Raw genomic sequence first — 15863 nt, 5'->3', positions numbered from 1 at the left:
AACCAGTATCAGGACTATTTTATTCACCTGTATAGCTATTTTAGGACTAGACAGTTGCGGCTTGCATCAGGGATGTCCGGTATATGTCCGGTAGATGTCCCGTAGTTGAGCGGTAGATGTCCGGTATCTTTATAGATACCAGACATCTACCCTTCATCTACGGGTGTAGTACGGGTAAAATGGCAAACGTGTATAACTATCATATGAGAAGAGCCCGTCTCCTGCTGAAGAAACGGGCTCTTTTTCATTGTGTATCTATAAAAAGACGGTGATCTACTTTCTGAAGTACAGGTATTGTTTGCTGTAATTACCATTTCCATAGGCCGTATCGGTGATCACAAAGATCAGCTGGTTGTTGGTCAGCGTAAGAATAGGCAGATAATCCGCTACCCCGCTGCTATTTTTTACTTCCAGTGTTTGCGCATCCCTGAAACGGTAGGTGCCGCTGCCCACTTCGTCCAGTGTGGTCTCTGCCTGGCCATTCTCCCGGAACGTGAGATAAATATCCTCTTCACCCTTGGTATCAACGGTGTCTGCAGACAGCAGCTGGTTTTGCCTGTTCCATAAACTGTCCAGGCCCACTACATACTCCCAGCGGCCGTAAATCAGCGGATTGGTATAAGGTGCAGGATCGTCATTTTTGCTTTTGCAGGAAACCAGTATGCCAGAAGTAATGAGTAAAGTCAGCAATAGGAAGTAAGGTTTTTGCATGTTAGATATGATTTGAATATGAGACAAAAATAAAAAATAATCCTCATGTTTCCGGGGCGCAAACATTATGCCCTTACCTTTGCGGCCATGTTTTCTGATGCTATTTTTCTTATCTTAACTCTATAAATACCTTCTTATGAATTTTCTGATCCGCTTGCTGGTAAGCGCATTGGCAGCCATGTTAACCGCTTACCTCTTACCTGGTGTTAAAATAGACAATTTTATAACGGCTTTAATACTGGCTTTAGTACTGGCCATACTGAACGTGTTGGTAAAGCCGGTGCTGATCATACTGACATTGCCCGTTACCATTCTTACCCTGGGGTTGTTCCTGCTGGTGATTAATGCCATCATTATCCTGTTTGCGTCCGGGCTGGTATCCGGCTTTAAGGTGAACGGTTTCTGGTGGGCGCTGTTGTTCAGTATTGTTATGACCATTATCAATAGTTTCATGCATGGCCTTGCCAGCAGGGAAGATTAATTTCATACTATTTAGATATGTACTTTGACCGCTCCGACATCAGCGACGAACAATTACTGTCTTTTTACCGTGCGTTGATACTGCCCCGGCTGATAGAGGAGAAAATGTTATTACTTCTGCGGCAGGGCAAGGTCAGCAAATGGTTCTCCGGCATTGGCCAGGAGGCTATTGCAGTAGGCGCCACCCTGGCCCTGCAGCCCGATGAATGGATATTGCCCCTGCACCGCAACCTGGGTGTATTCACCACCCGCAATATGCCACTGCGGCAGCTGTTCCACCAGTGGCAGGGCAGTCTGCAGGGCTATAGCAAAGGTAGGGAACGTTCCTTCCACTTTGGCAGCCGCGAGCATCATATCTGCGGCATGATCTCCCACCTGGGCCCCCAGCTGTCTGTTGCAGACGGTATTGCACTGGCCCATACGCTTCGTAAAGAGAATAAGGTGACCCTGGCCTTCACCGGAGAAGGGGGCACCAGTGAAGGGGAATTTCATGAGGCCCTGAATGTGGCTTCCGTTTGGGGGCTCCCGGTCATTTTCCTGATAGAGAATAACGGCTACGGCCTGAGTACCCCGGTATCTGAACAATACCGCTGTGCCCAGCTCACCGATAAGGCAGCCGGTTACGGTATGCACAGCATGCGTATAGACGGCAATAACCTGCTGGAAGTATACCATGCGGTTAACAAGGCCAAAGCCTATGCGCTGCAGGAGCAGCAACCCGTACTGATAGAAGCCCTCACTTTCCGTATGCGGGGCCATGAAGAGGCCAGCGGCACTAAGTATGTGCCCCCTGGCCTGCTGGAAGAATGGGCGCAGAAAGACCCCATACATCACTACGAAGCATTCCTGGAATGCATAGGCCTGCTCAGCCCCGAAAACAGGCAGGCCATACACCTGGAACTGAAGCAGCAGATAGATACAGACATTGCAGCAGCGCTTGCAGACAGTGCCGAAGCGGTAGCTGATACCTCCACAGAGCTGGCTGATATATATGCGCCTGCTGATCCTCAATGGGCCATCGCCTCTCCTGCTTCAGCAACAGAAAAGCGCTTCATCAATGCTATTTCCGATGGATTGAGCACTGCTATGGAGCAGTTCCCGAACCTGGTGCTGATGGGGCAGGACATTGCGGAATACGGCGGTGCCTTCAAGATCACAGAAGGGTTTGTAGAAAAGTTCGGTAAGGCGAGGGTGCGCAATACGCCCCTTTGTGAAAGCGCTATTATTGGTACAGCCCTGGGGCTTTCCCTGATGGGATACAAAAGCATGGTGGAAATGCAGTTTGCTGATTTTGTGACGGTGGGCTTTAATCAAATCGTTAATAACCTGGCAAAGATCCACTACCGCTGGGGACAGGCGGCGGATGTGGTGATCCGCATGCCCGCCGGCGCAGGGGTGGGTGCGGGGCCCTTTCACTCCCAGAGTAATGAGGCCTGGTTTACCCACACACCCGGCCTGAAAGTGGTATACCCCTCTACCCCGGCTGATGCCAAGGGATTGTTGCTGGCAGCCCTGGCAGACCCGAACCCGGTAATGTATTTTGAGCATAAAGCGCTTTACCGGGCAATCAGCGGCCCGTTACCGGAAGGCTGGTATACGGTGGAAATAGGCAAGGCTAGAGTAGCTCAAAGCGGTACTGACATCAGCATTATTACCTATGGCAGCGGGGTGCACTGGGCGCTGGAATACGCGCAACAGCATCCGGAGTTCTCCCTCCATATACTGGACCTCCGTACACTGCTGCCGCTGGATTACGCTGCGGTTGAAGCGGCGGTATCGCAAACCGGTAAGGTGCTGGTGCTGCACGAAGATACTCTTACCGGTGGCTTTGGCGGCGAAATCAGTGCCTGGATAGCAGAACACTGTTTTCACCTGCTGGATGCCCCGGTGCTGCGTTGCGCCAGCCTGGATACCCCGGTGCCTTTTTCTCCCGCACTTGAAAAAAATTTCCTGGCAAAAGCCCGGCTGGATCAGTGTATTCGCAAACTGGCCGCGTACTGAGCCATTGAGCGGGTTGGGATTTTTGACGGGAATACCCTAACTTGCAGGCAATTCTTTAAATACATTCTACTATGTTGCTGACACTCTTACAGGATAATGTAAAGACGACGGAGTTCTACAGGGCTTTTGATAAGGTAGGGCATATTCTGGCCTATGTTGTTATTATAGTGTTCGCCTTAATGCTTTTGTACGCTACTATCAAGTACGTAAAACGCTAAGCACGAATCTGGATATTCTTATTATCAATATACAACCCCGGTATACCCGGGGTTTTCTTATTGTAGCTGTTCCAGGGCCTCCTTCGTACTGGTCAGGTTACTTTCATCAAAACAAACCAGGATCACCTGCCTTATCTCCTCATGTTCAGCTAAAAAATCACGGATAGTAGTGACGGCAATACGGGCAGCCTCGTCTTTGGGGAAGCGGTATATCCCGGTACTGATATTAGGAAAAGCGATGGTATGCAGCTGATGCGCTATGGCCAGCTGTAAAGCGTTCCGGTAGCAGGCGGCCAGTTTTGCGGCTTCCTGTTTATGGCCGCCATTCCAAACCGGTCCTACCGTATGGATCACATGTCTGGCCGGCAGCCTGCCGGCGGTAGTGATCACGGCCTCCCCGGTGGCGCATCCGCCTTGCCGGGCAACGATCTTCCGGCAATCTTCCAGGATAGCCGGTCCGCCGGCGCGGTGTATGGCGCCGTCTACACCTCCCCCACCCATCAGAGATGAGTTGGCCGCATTCACGATAGCATCTGCTTCTACTTTTGTAATATCGCCCTGTAGTATGGATATCCGTTCTGTTACATTCATGACATGCGTTTATTTTACCCGTACATACACCAGTTTCCCGGTTTTCTTGCCGGTTTCCCGTATATCTATTTCAAAACTGTCGAAGCTTTTGATCAGCTGCAGCAGCTTGTTGAACCCATAGTTACGGGAGTCAAAGTCCGGTTGTTTCTTGATCAGCAGGTTACCCAGGTCGCCCAGGTAGGCCCAGCCGTCTTCATCGGCGGTATCATTAATGCTTGACTTGAGCAGGTTAAACAGCTCCCGGTTGGCTTTGCTGATGGCTTTGCGTTTGCTTTGAGCGGTTTTCCGCCGGGTGGGGGCCTGTTCTTCGCTGCTCTCCTGCTGCAGGATTTCGAGGTAAATAAATTTATCGCAGGCGGCGCGGAAAGCGGCCGGCGTTTTCATTTCACCCAGGCCAAATACCCGCATACCGGCTTCCCTGAGGCGGGTAGCCAGCCGGGTAAAATCGCTATCGCTGCTTACCAGGCAGAATCCATCCACACGCCCCGTATACAGTATATCCATCGCGTCTATGATCATAGCAGAATCCGTGGCATTTTTCCCGGAGGTATAGCTGTATTGCTGCACGGGGTTGATGGCATGCTCCAGGAGAACCGCCTTCCATGAGCTGAGCTGCGGTTTGGTCCAGTCTCCATAGATCCGTTTAAAGGTAGGTACTCCATACTTGGCAACTTCTTCCAGCATGGGGCGTACATGGCTGTGGGGTATGTTATCAGCATCTATTAGCACGGCAAGCCGCAGGTCTCTTGTACTATTATCCATAAGCCTTGGTGGGTTTAGAACTATAATATTACAAAAGATCTGCGAGCCGGACTCCAATCACATAAGGTATCATTTGTTGAGATAGGAACGGATCATCCAGGCCATTTTCTCGTGCTGCCTTAATAATTCAGTGGCAAAATCGCTGGAGCCAATGTCCTTATACTTGTCGGCAAACTCAGTAACCAGTCTGCGCAGGTTTCGGATAATTGTTTCGTGGTCTTCCAGCAGGTTACTGAGCTGTGTACGCTCATCGTTGGTGTACTCCTGTTCCACCAGGCTGGTCTGTTTCAGGAAGTCTGCCAGGCGGCCCTGAGCGTAGTGGCCCAATGTGCGGATACGCTCTGCGGTTTCGTCAATGGCCTCTTCCAGCTGGCTGTATTGCTCTTCATAGAACTTGTGCAGTTCCATAAAATCGGGTCCTTCAACATTCCAGTGATAATTGCGTGTTTTGGTGTAGAGCACCATCAGGTCAGCTAAGGCCTTGTTCAGTTCTAAGGCAACTGCCTTCAGATTTTCTTCGGAGATTCCAATGTTTGCTTTCATATGTACGTATTTGATCTTTTACCAGTACTTATGTTCTGCAGGATATCCGGTCGGCTGGTTACTCCCGTTTTCACATGAAACTGATGGGGGCGGGGGTGTGCGTGCGGCCCGCCGGCAAAGTGCTTCTTTAATCCCGGGTGGTCCTTGTCATGTGTTAAAATCCTACAAAGATAGTAGATTTGATGTTGGTTCTTTTGCTATTATTGTGCCATACTTCCTAATTTTGTGGTATGGAACAGTCGTCGGGGAGAATCTATACGTTGCACTTCATTTTACTTTGCCTTAGTAATGCCGTATTCTCCGCCAGTTACAATATGTTGATCCCTGAGCTGCCCGCTTATCTCAGTAGTATGGGTGGCGCAGATTATAAAGGCTACATTCTGGCACTTTTTACCTTAATGGCAGGTTTATCGCGTCCTTTTAGCGGCAAATTGACAGATACTGTTGGCCGTGTACCGGTAATGATATTCGGCTCGGTGGTATGTGTTATATGCAGCCTGTTGTATCCGTTGGTTAGTTCTGTTGGCGCTTTCCTGCTGCTCCGCTTCTTTCATGGCTTTTCTACCGGCTTTAAACCTACGGGTACCACCGCCTATATTTCCGATCTCGTGCCTTATCACAGGCGGGCGGAGGCGATGGGCATGGTTGGTCTTTTCAGTACCATTGGCCTGGCTATAGGCCCAGCCATAGGAGGTTTTATTGCAGCCAGGTGGAATATCTATGTTATGTTCCAGGTGTCTGCCGTATTTGCATTGTTATCTGTCGTAATACTGATAGGCGGCCTGAAGGAAACGCTCCCCAACCGCCAGCGTTTCAGTCCATCGCTGCTGAAGATCTCCCGCAACGAGATCTTTGAGCCGCTGGTAGTAGGCCCGGTGATCGTTACCTTCCTGACATTCCTGAGCTATGGTGCACTGCTGACGGTGATCCCGGATTTCAGCAACCACCTGGGCATTCATAATAAAGGGCTTTTCTTTACCTTCTTTACCGTGGCATCTATTGGCATACGCCTGCTGGCGGGCAAACTGTCTGACAAGCATGGCCGTGTACCGATACTGAAAATATCTGCGGCCATGATGGCTGTTTCACTGTTCATGCTGGCAGTTACTACCACCCCGTTCGTGATGATGGCGGCTGCTGTGATCTATGGCGTGTCAGTAGGTATTAACTCTCCTGCGGTTACTGCCTGGACGGTAGACCTGGGAGATCCTTCCTACCGTGGCCGCGCACTGGCTACCATGTACATTGCCATGGAAGCTGGCATCGGGCTGGGCGCTTATCTTTCTGCCTATATCTATCACAATAATGCGTCTTATTTCCCGGCTACTTTTGGTGTAATGGGCGTTGCCGCCCTGATGGCCACTGTTTACCTGATTGCCATCTATGATAACCGCCGGCTGAAAGTAATGTGGCGGCTGGTGCATATGAAGACGCACATCCGCAGATGGCTCTGAAACGCTGCCTGCAGCACGCAAAACGCAAAACGCGGAACACCTTGAGTTGTATCTCAGCGTTCCGCGTTCTGCTTTATGATATAGCGTGTTACAATCTTTCGTACAAGGCGCGCAGGCGGTCTCTTGTCATCTGCTGCTGCCAGTCTTTACCCAGGGCGTTCTCCCACAGTGGCGCCATGCCCAGGGATACGTCTATCATGGTGTTGAACTGCTCATCGCTCAAGCCTTTGGTAATATGCTGCGGGATGGTGATGTGATGTTTCTGCACCATCTCCTTAAACTCTTCCACGCCCTGCGGGTAGAACTCCTCCAGTTTGTCAAACACAACGCAATTGCCTACGCCATGATGGGTGCCCAACAGATAGCTGAGGCCATAGCTTACAGCATGCGCCACCCCTACCTGTGAGTAGGCGATGCTCATACCTCCGGCATAGGAAGCCATCATCAGTTTTTCATCTGCATCATCATCCCAATGCTGTTTTGTAAGGAATATCTCCTGGCACAGCGCCAGTGCCTTTTCTCCATAAGAGCGGCTGAACGCATTGAGGTAAGTGCCTTCCAGCGACTCCACACAGTGGATGTAACAATCCATAGCGGTATAGAAACGCTGGTTCACCGGTGCGTCCCTGATCAGCTCGGGATCCAGCACTATCTGGTCAAATGGTGTAAAATCGGAGTTAAGCCCCAGTTTTTTCGTAGGTCCGGTAAGTACCGTTGTTCGGCTAACCTCTGCCCCGGTGCCTGAAAGGGTGGGAATACCTGCTTTATATACGCCGGGTTGTTTTATGAGGTCCCAACCCTGGTAATCAGCGGAAGAACCGGGATTGTTCATCATCAGCGATACCGCCTTGGCCATGTCCATTGTGGAGCCGCCGCCAATACCGATGATACCGGATACCTGGCCGAATTCTGTCTTCAATTCATCCCGCAACTGATCTACATAGGTGGTTTTGGGCTCGTGCGTTACGTCAATGAACACGATCTTATCCTTGCCGCGCAGCGGTATACGGCTGGTGAACGCCGCCTTGTCCCTGAAAAAGTGATCTACAAAAAATATCATGGGGGCGTCTCCCTTACGCTGGGGCGCCAGTATCTCATCCAGCTGGTTAAAGGCCCCGCGGCCGAATATGACGTAACCTACCAGTTTAAAATTTCTGAATTTCATCCGCTCCTAAATTATAAATTGTTAATGCTCATTGTTAATTACAGCAGCTGCGTTGCTTTCTGCAGATCCTCAGGGGTGTCTATTTCCACGCCCATATATTCTGTTACCACCATTTTCATGGGAATGCCGTTCTCCAGGTACCGCAGGCATTCTATTTTCTCTGCATTCTCCAGCGGGCTTACCGGCAGCCGGGTAAACTCCAGCAGCGTTTGTTTACGGAAGGCATAGATACCAATATGTTCGTAGTAAATGCTGCGCGCTTCTTTGTTGCGAGGATAAGGTATAACGGAACGGGAAAAGAATAAAGCGTTAAAATGTTTATCGACCGCTACCTTAACATAGTTAGGGTCTTCTATGGATTTCCAGTCTTTCAGTTCCTGCATCAGGGAGGCCACCTGCACCTGCTTACCAGCCTCGCCTTCAAATACCTGCAGTAGCTTTTCCAGGGGGCCTTTCTGGGTAAAAGGCTCATCGCCCTGTACATTCACCACGATATCCACGTCCATATCCGCCACTGCTTCTGCAATGCGGTCGGTACCGCATTCATGCTCCTTCCGGCTCATTATGGCCTTGCCGTTGTTCTGAACGATCTCCTGGTAGATGATATCACTGTCGCAAACCACTATCACTTCGTCGAACACGCCGGTGTTCACCGTAGATTCGTATGTACGGAGTATCACGGATTTACCCCCCAGCTTAGCCATCAGTTTCCCGGGGAAACGGGTGGCGCCGTAACGGGCAGGTATTAAGGCTATCTTCTTCATAATGTTGTTATTCTGTGCTTATAACACGCTCTTAACGGCAGTCACCAGCTTGTTGGCCCTTTCCTTCACTTCCTGCTCAGTCCAGGCCAGGTTGATCGGTGTGCAGATGCAACGGTTGATGATAGCATCTGAAACAGGGAACTGCCTGATCTTATACAGCTCCATTGCCTGTTGCAGGCCGGGGGCAAAATGATTCAGGGTAGTGCTTTGCTTAAAGTGGTCCCAGTTGCGGATATAATGCCAGTTATTGTCATACCAGTAAAACGCGGCCAGTCCGGCAGCCTTCATGGCAGCAGCGGCAGCCCGCGCCTGGCTCTCTTCGGGCAGGAAAAAGCCCAGGAAAGTGGCGCTATCGCCTTCAGGGTCGGGCAGGCGGCGGAAGCTCACTTCCGGGATAGCCGCCAGGGCATCCTTAAAGATCTTCTTGGTATTCCGCTGGATGGCCAGGAAGTGGTCCAGCTTGCGTATCTGTGCCAGGCCTACAGCGGCATGCAGTTCAGAGATACGGAAATTGTATCCCATAAAGGGGTGCTGATCCGCACCGCGGTCTGCGCCCAGGTGGTCGTGCCCGTGATCAGAGAAGCCGTCGCACCTGATATACAGGTCCTTATCGCTGGTCACCACGGCGCCGCCTTCGGCACAGGTGATGGTTTTTACAAAGTCGAATGAAAATGCCCCGGCGTGGCCGATGGTACCCAGCGCCTTGCCTTTATAGCTGGCGCCGAATGACTGGCAGGCGTCTTCCAGGAGTATCAGGTTGTGCTTTTCGCAGATGGCTTTCAGTGCATCCAGGTCTGCCATGGCGCCGCACATATGTACCGGCATCACCACCTTTGTACGGGGGGTAATAGCGGCTTCCACAGCCCTGGGATCCAGGGTAAGGGTATCATCTATATCAACCAGAACGGGAGTGGCTCCCACGGAGAATATACTTTCAAAGCTGGCCACAAAAGTGAAAGTAGGCATGATCACTTCGTCGCCTGCGCCTACACCCAGGGCCGCCAGGGCGGTAGTAAGGGCGGTAGTGCCGCTGGAGGTAAGCTGTGTGTAGGGTACGTTCAGTTTGCTGCTGATGGCATTCTCCAATTCTTTGGCTTTCCAGACGCCCTTGCGGGGACCATCAAAACCATAACGCATGAAAATACCGGTTTCCAGTACATCATTCACTTCTTTCCTTTCCTCAGCACCAAATAGTTCATATCCAGGCATATGCTATTGATTTTAATTAATGATAAAGCTTCCTTTTTTATGTCGTTTGCAAAGGTAGTATAATCAAATTTGCCTTACAGCTAAAAACTATATATCTTTTGCTAAATTTTCGACATGCGTTTCCTCCTGTATACTATTCCTTTGGCATTTGTATTAGCCACTACAGGGTCTGCAGCCCGGGCACAGCAAACAGCCGAGCAGGCAATCGGGCAATTAATGCAGCAGCAAATAAGCGCCTGGAACCAGGGCAATATCCGTGCATTTATGGATACTTACTGGCAGTCGGATTCGCTGCTTTTCATTGGTAAATCCGGCATTACCTATGGCTGGCAGGCTACGCTGGATCGTTATAAAAAGTCATACCCCGACACTGCCGCCATGGGTCAGCTGCAATTTAAGCTGCTGGAGTTTAAACAGTTAACGCCTGAACTCTGTTTTCTTGTTGGTAAATTTCAACTGCAACGCAGTATCGGCAACCTGGAAGGGCATTTCAGCCTGCTCATCAGGAAAGTGAATGGTGCCTGGGAGATCATTGCAGACCACAGCAGTTAGCTACTTCCTGAAAAAAGAAAACCATCCCAGGAATGGGACGGCCTGCTATACACCACAACATTAAAGAAGAACTATGACTAAACACTGTTCCCTGAAATTACATAAAAGTTAATGTTGACGAGAGTTTCAACTAATCGATATGGTGAGTCGTTATGTTCGATGTTCGTCCTTATCTCTTTTATTCTCCCGCACAGTTTTATTTTCTTTTTCCGGCATTTCAGAAAGGTCTCCCCGCAACGGATTGGTGAAGTTGCTGGCTTTCCGGGTTTTCAGTATTTCTGCTGGTTTCTTTTCCTTGTCCACCTTTGTTTCCCCGGTTCCCTTCTTATTACTGGATGTATTTTTATGTTGACTAGGCATGTTGCTCTTTTTTGGCGTTCTAAAGTGTTGTAGTATACTTTACAAAGTTTGTTCCAGTGCAGTAAGTCAGGCTGGGGGCGGCTAAAGCATTTATTGTGACGCGGTAATTCCACAACCTGTACTACCCCATTTCCCCAAACAGTGGGTAAACTAAAGTTGTATCCCGGCTGTCACTCGATTGCAGTCTGCCGCTTTAGCCTTGATTGTCAGGCCCGAAGAGCGGGCACAGAAATTGAATTACCTTCTTCGTTCCCCCGTTCATCAATCACCCTTTAAATTTTGGTTTGTTATGAAGATGCAGTTACGTGACTGGTGGGTGCTCAAAAGAGTTTTGAGGCAGCGCTACCCCCAGCTATCCGACGAAGACCTCGAAGTTACCTATGGCAAAGAACAGGAATTGATAGCCTGCTTGCAACAGAGAACCGGGAAGTCGAAAGAAGAAGCAAAAAGGATCATAAAAAGTATTCAGGTAGCATATTTGCAGCCCTCATTACTGTAAGAATGCAAATCTTAAAATCCTTTTATTATGATCATGCACACAGATCTTATCAACACCCTGCAAGACCTTGTACGTGTCAATAACGACCGGTCGGCAGGGTATGATAATGCCGTTACAGAGGTAGACGATCCGGGATTACAGCACATTTTTCAGTCTATGGCTGATCAGAGCAGGGAGTACGCCTTTGAACTCAATAAGTTCATAAAAGCTGGCGGCGGACAGGAAGAGCCTGATACCAGCATGGCTGGCGATCTGTATCGTACCTGGATGGACCTGAAGGCTGATTTCACCAACAGCGATTCCAGCGTGCTGGCCTCCTGTGAATATGGCGAAGATGTAACGCTACGGGTATACAACATGGCCCTCAGCAATGAAGTGGAGATCCCCGGCGATATGCTGGATGTTATTACCCGGCAGCAGGGAGAGCTCAGGCTGTCACACGACCGGATCAAAAAATACCGCGATCTGGAGAAAGAAAGCAAATGAGTTATCTATTGAATATCAAGGGTTGAAACGCATTGTTTCAGCCCTTGGTGTTTTTGTTAACATCCGCTTTACAAAAAAGACTGTCCAATTTTCATTCTGCCACACTATATTTGTTCCTTGTGATTTTAACCCTGCCTCTGAACAACTCAATCTAATTTTAGCCCGATTCTATCTCAAACCGGTATTCATTTAATCCTTTACACTTAACTGGTAATAATGACCGGCATTTTCAGATTTGCGGCACTGTTGTGCATAAGCCTTTCTTTTATCTGCTGTGCTAAAGACACAGCTGTAAACCCTGTTGTAAGCGATACTACGGGTTTTGTTTCTGATTCATTCCCTGAAAACAAGGTAGACCGTGCTTTTTTGCTGCGCCTGGTGAACGGGCTGCGCAGCCGGGGCTGTAATTGCGGCGATTCCAAAATGCCTCCGGTACCTTCTGTCAGCTGGAACGGTACATTGGAAAAAGCAGCCTGGCTGCATAGTAAAGACATGTCTGAGCAATCGTATTTTGATCATATTGCCCCGGGCGGGTCTGACCCGGGGCAGCGCCTGGATGCGGTTGGTTATCCCTGGCTGCGGTACGGAGAAAACATTGCCACCGGGCTTACGGATGAACAGGCAACCGTACTGGGCTGGCTCACCAGCCCCAAGCATTGCAGGAATATGATGGATCCGAACTTTACAGAAATGGGAGTGGGCAGGTATGGAAAATTATGGACCATGGAATTAGGTACGCGCAAATAAATCATGGCGGCGGCAGCTTCTTTCTCCACCAGCGCCATACCACATAAAGGTAGGCAGCAAGGGTAAGTACCAGCCAGGCGTAAAAGAATATCAGGCGGCCGGGCGTTGATTCGTCCGGCACCCCCATCCCCAGGAAAAGGCCCAGGAATACATTTACCAGCATCCAGAAAAGCCCCAGGAACATGGTGCGCATGATCTTCACAAAAAACTGCACCATTACCGAATTAAAAGGGTCTTTCTGTTCTTCTTCGGGTTGCATAAGCGGGTTTATTAACTGGTTACTCCCATCAGGGCAGGCACAATTTCATTAACGCCGCACTATCGCCTCTGAATACATTAAAATCTACGATTGTTTTTATACCGTTCACCCTGCCAATATCACTGTGCTGCCAGAAAAGCCACTCCCGGTTTACACGGGGCCGCTCTTTCTGGTAATAATGGGCTATCCATAGCGGGTAGTCATTAAACTCATCCCCAAGGTAGGTATTATAGAACTTCAGGTTAGTATAAATAATGGGCTTTATCCCGTAAGCTTTTTCCATCTCTTCCAGCCAGATCTTTGCCGTGCTTCTGATCACGGCGGCAGGCTGGTTATTGTGCATTTCTATATCCAGCACGGGTGGCAGGTCGCCTGATTCCAGCTGTACCACATTCCGGAAATTGATAGCTTGTTTGATGGGGTCACGGGTAGAATAGAAGAAGTGATAGGCGCCGCGTACCAGTCCTGCTTTTCCGGCCTTGTCCCAGTTGCGCTTAAACGCTGCATCCTGACGGGTAATGCCCTCTGTAGCCTTAATAAAGGTAAAGGATATACGTATCTTATCCACCTGCATCTGCCTTACCGCCTCCCAGTTTATTTCACGCTGGAATTTTGACACGTCTATACCATGTATGGAATAATTCACGGGCATATCAATTCCGAATTCCTCATACCGTACAAAGTTCAGCGCTTCCTGCCGCTGCTGCCACCATAACCATGCGGCCACGGCAGCGGCCACCATTACCATAAGTATAAGCAGTAAACGTCCCGGTTTTTTCTTCCTCATTGATATTTAACAGTTGTCAGCTGAAAGCTACCGTTGTCAGTCATTGCAACTGACAACTAATAACTTACCTGTTTAGCGGTACAAGTATAGCGTAATATTTTTTACTATTACATCTATACTTGTCTTAATTTTACACACAAAGTATCTGATCAATGCCTGATTTTAACCTGAACGACACCCTGAACCTTATTTCGAAATTCACCCTTCGCCGGGGATGGAACGCAGGCAAAGTACTGGCCAGTTACTTTCTGAGCAAATGGAGTGGCAAGCCGGTTCAATGGGGTTATCCTATCTCCATTTCCTTTGAGCCTACCACCTCCTGTAACCTGCGCTGCCCCGAATGTCCCAGCGGGCTCCGCGCCTTTACACGGCCTACCGGTATGTTGCAGCAGGACTTTTTCAGGAAGACAATTGATGAGATCTCCAAAGATCTGCTGTACCTGATATTTTATTTCCAGGGCGAGCCTTACCTGAATCCTGGTTTCCTCGATATGGTGAAGTATGCCGGTGAAAGGGGACTCTATACTGCCACCTCTACCAATGCGCACTACCTTACGGATGCGAACGCCCGTAAAACAGTAGAAAGCGGCCTTGACAGGCTGATCATATCCATTGACGGCACCACGCAGGACGTATATACGCAGTATCGGGTAGGCGGTAACCTCGAAAAAGTGATACAGGGCGCTAAGAACATTGTGAAGTGGAAAAAAGCGCTTAACTCAAAAAAGCCTTTTGTATTCTTCCAGTTCCTTGTGGTAAAACCTAATGAGCATCAGATTGAGGATATTAAGCAACTGGCTAAAGAGATTGGTGTGGATGAAGTGCGTTTCAAAACTGCCCAGGTATATGATTATGAAGAAGGCAACCGCCTTATTCCTACCATAGATAAATACAGCCGCTATCACCGTAATGAAGATGGCACTTACAGCATTAAGAATAAGCTAGGTAATCACTGCTGGCGTTTGTGGCATTCCCCGGTCATTACCTGGGACGGGCTGGTAGCGCCCTGCTGCTTTGATAAGGATGCACAGCATAAACTGGGAGATCTGAAACAGCAGTCTTTCCGCGAATTGTGGTTTAATGAACAATATGTACGTTTCCGTACCCAGATCATGGAAGGTCGTAAGAATATAGATATCTGTTCCAACTGTAGTGAAGGCACCAAGGTGTGGGGCTAACGGTGCCGTATATATTAATACTCTTCCTGTGAGTTGGAAGCAGCCGTCCGGGTTTCCGCTTTTTTACGCGCTTTCTTTTTCCTTCTGTGCTGCTGGTATTTATTGAACAGGTTGATACCCAGGCGTACCCCAACAAACTCCAGTACAGTCATAAATGCGCCGGTGGCAAATGTTTTGAACTTCCCACTTTGCCAGGCTATGCCGGCAATACGTGATACCAGCCCGAAAGTACCCTTGTGTTTGCCGAGCCCGGGTACTACAGAGTTAATGGCCATCTTCCCATAGTTCTCTTTAAAAAAGTCAACCCGGTCTGCCAGGTCTGTTTCAAGTTTGCGGCTGCGTTTCTTCAAACGTGCAACTTCCAGCTCCAGTGTTTCAACATTGGTGATCTTCTTCACCTTCTGCATGGCGTAGTCATTTAATCATTAAAAATGGCGTTTAAGGAATTTATTTATGCTACCGGTTCCTGCGTGGGAGCCGGCTCCTCTTCTTCTTCCTCCTGCTCATCGTCTGACATTCCTTCCAGCATCTCTGCCACCAGCATATTTGACAGCGGACGCTGGATAAGGCTTTTGCGGAAAATCAGGATCAGTAGCAGCAGTACTACAAACAGCCCTGCCGCACAGGAGAAGCCGATGGTGTAACTGCCTGTCATTTCACCGATCCAGAAGCCCACCACCATACCCAGGAAGACCACTACAAAGAAGAACAGCAGGAAAGCCATCATAATAGAAAAGAATAGTCCCAAAGCTTTTGATAGCTTTCCTGCTGCCTGGAGCTTAATGAGATCCACCCGGGTTTCCAGGTATTCCCTGGCCACTTTCCCGGTCTGGTTAAAATAATTGCTGAAATTTTCTTCCATGCAAATGAATTTAGTGCGAAGGGGTTATGCCAGTTCATTCTCAATGGCATCCTCAAAATGCTCCTTTTTCTTTTTGAAACGGTCCTTCAGCTTATCTGACTGGTACTTTAATTTTTCTACCAGCTCATCTTTTTTGTCGGAGTTCAGGAAGTAACCAACGGCTACCCCTACAGCGGCGCCTACAATGAAGGAAACAACGGCTTTTGAACTGTTACTCATGGTCATTATTTTTTTA

21 protein-coding genes are annotated in these 15863 nt (G+C 49.1%); 8 read left to right on the top strand and 13 right to left on the bottom strand.

What is annotated here, in order from left to right; translation table 11 throughout:
- Positions 1-273 precede the first annotated feature (273 nt).
- Entirely contained in the window at positions 274-711 is a 438-nt protein-coding gene (locus tag Q0577_RS14130) for a hypothetical protein (RefSeq protein WP_298737332.1), read from the bottom strand.
- A gap of 136 nt (positions 712-847) precedes the next feature.
- Between Q0577_RS14130 and Q0577_RS14125 the strand changes: the two genes are divergently transcribed.
- Together Q0577_RS14125 and Q0577_RS14120 are read left to right on the top strand one after the other, a co-directional pair.
- Positions 848-1192: a phage holin family protein gene (locus Q0577_RS14125; protein WP_298737330.1), complete on the top strand. Its 345-nt coding sequence runs from the start codon at positions 848-850 to the stop codon at positions 1190-1192.
- Between the two features lie 17 nt (positions 1193-1209).
- The gene (locus tag Q0577_RS14120) at positions 1210-3192 is read left to right on the top strand and encodes a dehydrogenase E1 component subunit alpha/beta (RefSeq protein WP_298737328.1); all 1983 of its coding nucleotides are present in this window, start codon (positions 1210-1212) and stop codon (positions 3190-3192) included.
- 275 nt (positions 3193-3467) lie between these two features.
- Here Q0577_RS14120 and Q0577_RS14115 read toward each other — a convergent pair whose 3' ends face one another.
- The 3 genes from Q0577_RS14115 to Q0577_RS14105 all read right to left on the bottom strand — a co-directional run bounded on the left by Q0577_RS14115 (position 3468) and on the right by Q0577_RS14105 (position 5306).
- Positions 3468-4001: an O-acetyl-ADP-ribose deacetylase gene (locus Q0577_RS14115; protein WP_298737326.1), complete on the bottom strand. Its 534-nt coding sequence runs from the start codon at positions 3999-4001 to the stop codon at positions 3468-3470.
- A gap of 9 nt (positions 4002-4010) precedes the next feature.
- Complete coding sequence (locus Q0577_RS14110) at positions 4011-4763, bottom strand: NYN domain-containing protein (protein WP_298737325.1); 753 nt, start codon at positions 4761-4763, stop codon at positions 4011-4013.
- A gap of 69 nt (positions 4764-4832) precedes the next feature.
- Positions 4833-5306, bottom strand: coding sequence for a DNA starvation/stationary phase protection protein (locus tag Q0577_RS14105; RefSeq protein ID WP_298737324.1), 474 nt, complete (start codon positions 5304-5306; stop codon positions 4833-4835).
- Between the two features lie 230 nt (positions 5307-5536).
- Between Q0577_RS14105 and Q0577_RS14100 the strand changes: the two genes are divergently transcribed.
- Complete coding sequence (locus tag Q0577_RS14100; RefSeq protein ID WP_298737323.1) at positions 5537-6760, top strand: MFS transporter; 1224 nt, start codon at positions 5537-5539, stop codon at positions 6758-6760.
- A gap of 88 nt (positions 6761-6848) precedes the next feature.
- On the opposite strand, the gene Q0577_RS14095 is transcribed toward Q0577_RS14100, so the two are convergent.
- The 3 genes from Q0577_RS14095 to Q0577_RS14085 are packed head-to-tail and all read right to left on the bottom strand — an operon-like array spanning position 6849 to position 9898.
- A complete protein-coding gene (locus Q0577_RS14095) occupies positions 6849-7925 on the bottom strand; it encodes an iron-containing alcohol dehydrogenase family protein (protein ID WP_298737321.1) in 1077 nt (358 codons plus the stop codon).
- A 38-nt stretch (positions 7926-7963) separates the two neighbouring features.
- Positions 7964-8689 (bottom strand): 3-deoxy-manno-octulosonate cytidylyltransferase, encoded by a 726-nt coding sequence (kdsB, locus tag Q0577_RS14090; protein ID WP_298737320.1) that lies wholly within the window; start codon positions 8687-8689, stop codon positions 7964-7966.
- Positions 8690-8707: 18 nt separating this feature from the next.
- A complete protein-coding gene (locus tag Q0577_RS14085) occupies positions 8708-9898 on the bottom strand; it encodes a DegT/DnrJ/EryC1/StrS family aminotransferase (RefSeq protein WP_298737318.1) in 1191 nt (396 codons plus the stop codon).
- 114 nt (positions 9899-10012) lie between these two features.
- On the opposite strand from Q0577_RS14085, the gene Q0577_RS14080 reads away from it, so the two are divergent.
- A complete protein-coding gene (locus tag Q0577_RS14080) occupies positions 10013-10450 on the top strand; it encodes a DUF4440 domain-containing protein (protein WP_298737317.1) in 438 nt (145 codons plus the stop codon).
- A gap of 150 nt (positions 10451-10600) precedes the next feature.
- Here the strand turns inward: Q0577_RS14080 and Q0577_RS14075 are convergent, their stop codons facing one another.
- A complete protein-coding gene (locus Q0577_RS14075) occupies positions 10601-10810 on the bottom strand; it encodes a hypothetical protein (protein ID WP_298737315.1) in 210 nt (69 codons plus the stop codon).
- 289 nt (positions 10811-11099) lie between these two features.
- Here Q0577_RS14075 and Q0577_RS14070 point away from each other — a divergent pair, with 289 nt between their 5' ends.
- The 3 genes from Q0577_RS14070 to Q0577_RS14060 all read left to right on the top strand — a co-directional run bounded on the left by Q0577_RS14070 (position 11100) and on the right by Q0577_RS14060 (position 12542).
- Positions 11100-11309 (top strand): general stress protein CsbD, encoded by a 210-nt coding sequence (locus tag Q0577_RS14070; RefSeq protein WP_298737314.1) that lies wholly within the window; start codon positions 11100-11102, stop codon positions 11307-11309.
- Positions 11310-11336: 27 nt separating this feature from the next.
- Positions 11337-11795: a PA2169 family four-helix-bundle protein gene (locus tag Q0577_RS14065; protein WP_298737313.1), complete on the top strand. Its 459-nt coding sequence runs from the start codon at positions 11337-11339 to the stop codon at positions 11793-11795.
- Positions 11796-12011: 216 nt separating this feature from the next.
- Entirely contained in the window at positions 12012-12542 is a 531-nt protein-coding gene (locus Q0577_RS14060; RefSeq protein WP_298737312.1) for a CAP domain-containing protein, read from the top strand.
- Between the two features lies 1 nt (position 12543).
- Here the strand turns inward: Q0577_RS14060 and Q0577_RS14055 are convergent, their stop codons facing one another.
- The gene (locus tag Q0577_RS14055) at positions 12544-12801 is read right to left on the bottom strand and encodes a hypothetical protein (protein ID WP_298737311.1); all 258 of its coding nucleotides are present in this window, start codon (positions 12799-12801) and stop codon (positions 12544-12546) included.
- 28 nt (positions 12802-12829) lie between these two features.
- Positions 12830-13588: a glycoside hydrolase family 25 protein gene (locus Q0577_RS14050; RefSeq protein WP_298737310.1), complete on the bottom strand. Its 759-nt coding sequence runs from the start codon at positions 13586-13588 to the stop codon at positions 12830-12832.
- Positions 13589-13740: 152 nt separating this feature from the next.
- Between Q0577_RS14050 and Q0577_RS14045 the strand changes: the two genes are divergently transcribed.
- The gene (locus Q0577_RS14045) at positions 13741-14766 is read left to right on the top strand and encodes an SPASM domain-containing protein (protein ID WP_298737308.1); all 1026 of its coding nucleotides are present in this window, start codon (positions 13741-13743) and stop codon (positions 14764-14766) included.
- Between the two features lie 14 nt (positions 14767-14780).
- Here the strand turns inward: Q0577_RS14045 and Q0577_RS14040 are convergent, their stop codons facing one another.
- From Q0577_RS14040 to Q0577_RS14030, 3 genes are read right to left on the bottom strand one after another with little or no spacing between them, the layout of a single operon-like run.
- The gene (locus tag Q0577_RS14040) at positions 14781-15173 is read right to left on the bottom strand and encodes a hypothetical protein (RefSeq protein WP_298737307.1); all 393 of its coding nucleotides are present in this window, start codon (positions 15171-15173) and stop codon (positions 14781-14783) included.
- A gap of 44 nt (positions 15174-15217) precedes the next feature.
- The gene (locus Q0577_RS14035) at positions 15218-15628 is read right to left on the bottom strand and encodes a phage holin family protein (RefSeq protein ID WP_298737305.1); all 411 of its coding nucleotides are present in this window, start codon (positions 15626-15628) and stop codon (positions 15218-15220) included.
- 24 nt (positions 15629-15652) lie between these two features.
- Positions 15653-15847 (bottom strand): YtxH domain-containing protein, encoded by a 195-nt coding sequence (locus Q0577_RS14030; protein WP_298737304.1) that lies wholly within the window; start codon positions 15845-15847, stop codon positions 15653-15655.
- Between the last annotated feature and the right edge of the window lie 16 nt (positions 15848-15863).

Source organism: uncultured Chitinophaga sp. (assembly GCF_937898475.1).
Taxonomy (GTDB): Bacteria; Bacteroidota; Bacteroidia; order Chitinophagales; family Chitinophagaceae; genus Chitinophaga.
Note: the sequence above shows the minus strand (reverse complement) of the source record. Positions and strands in the feature narration are given on the sequence as shown.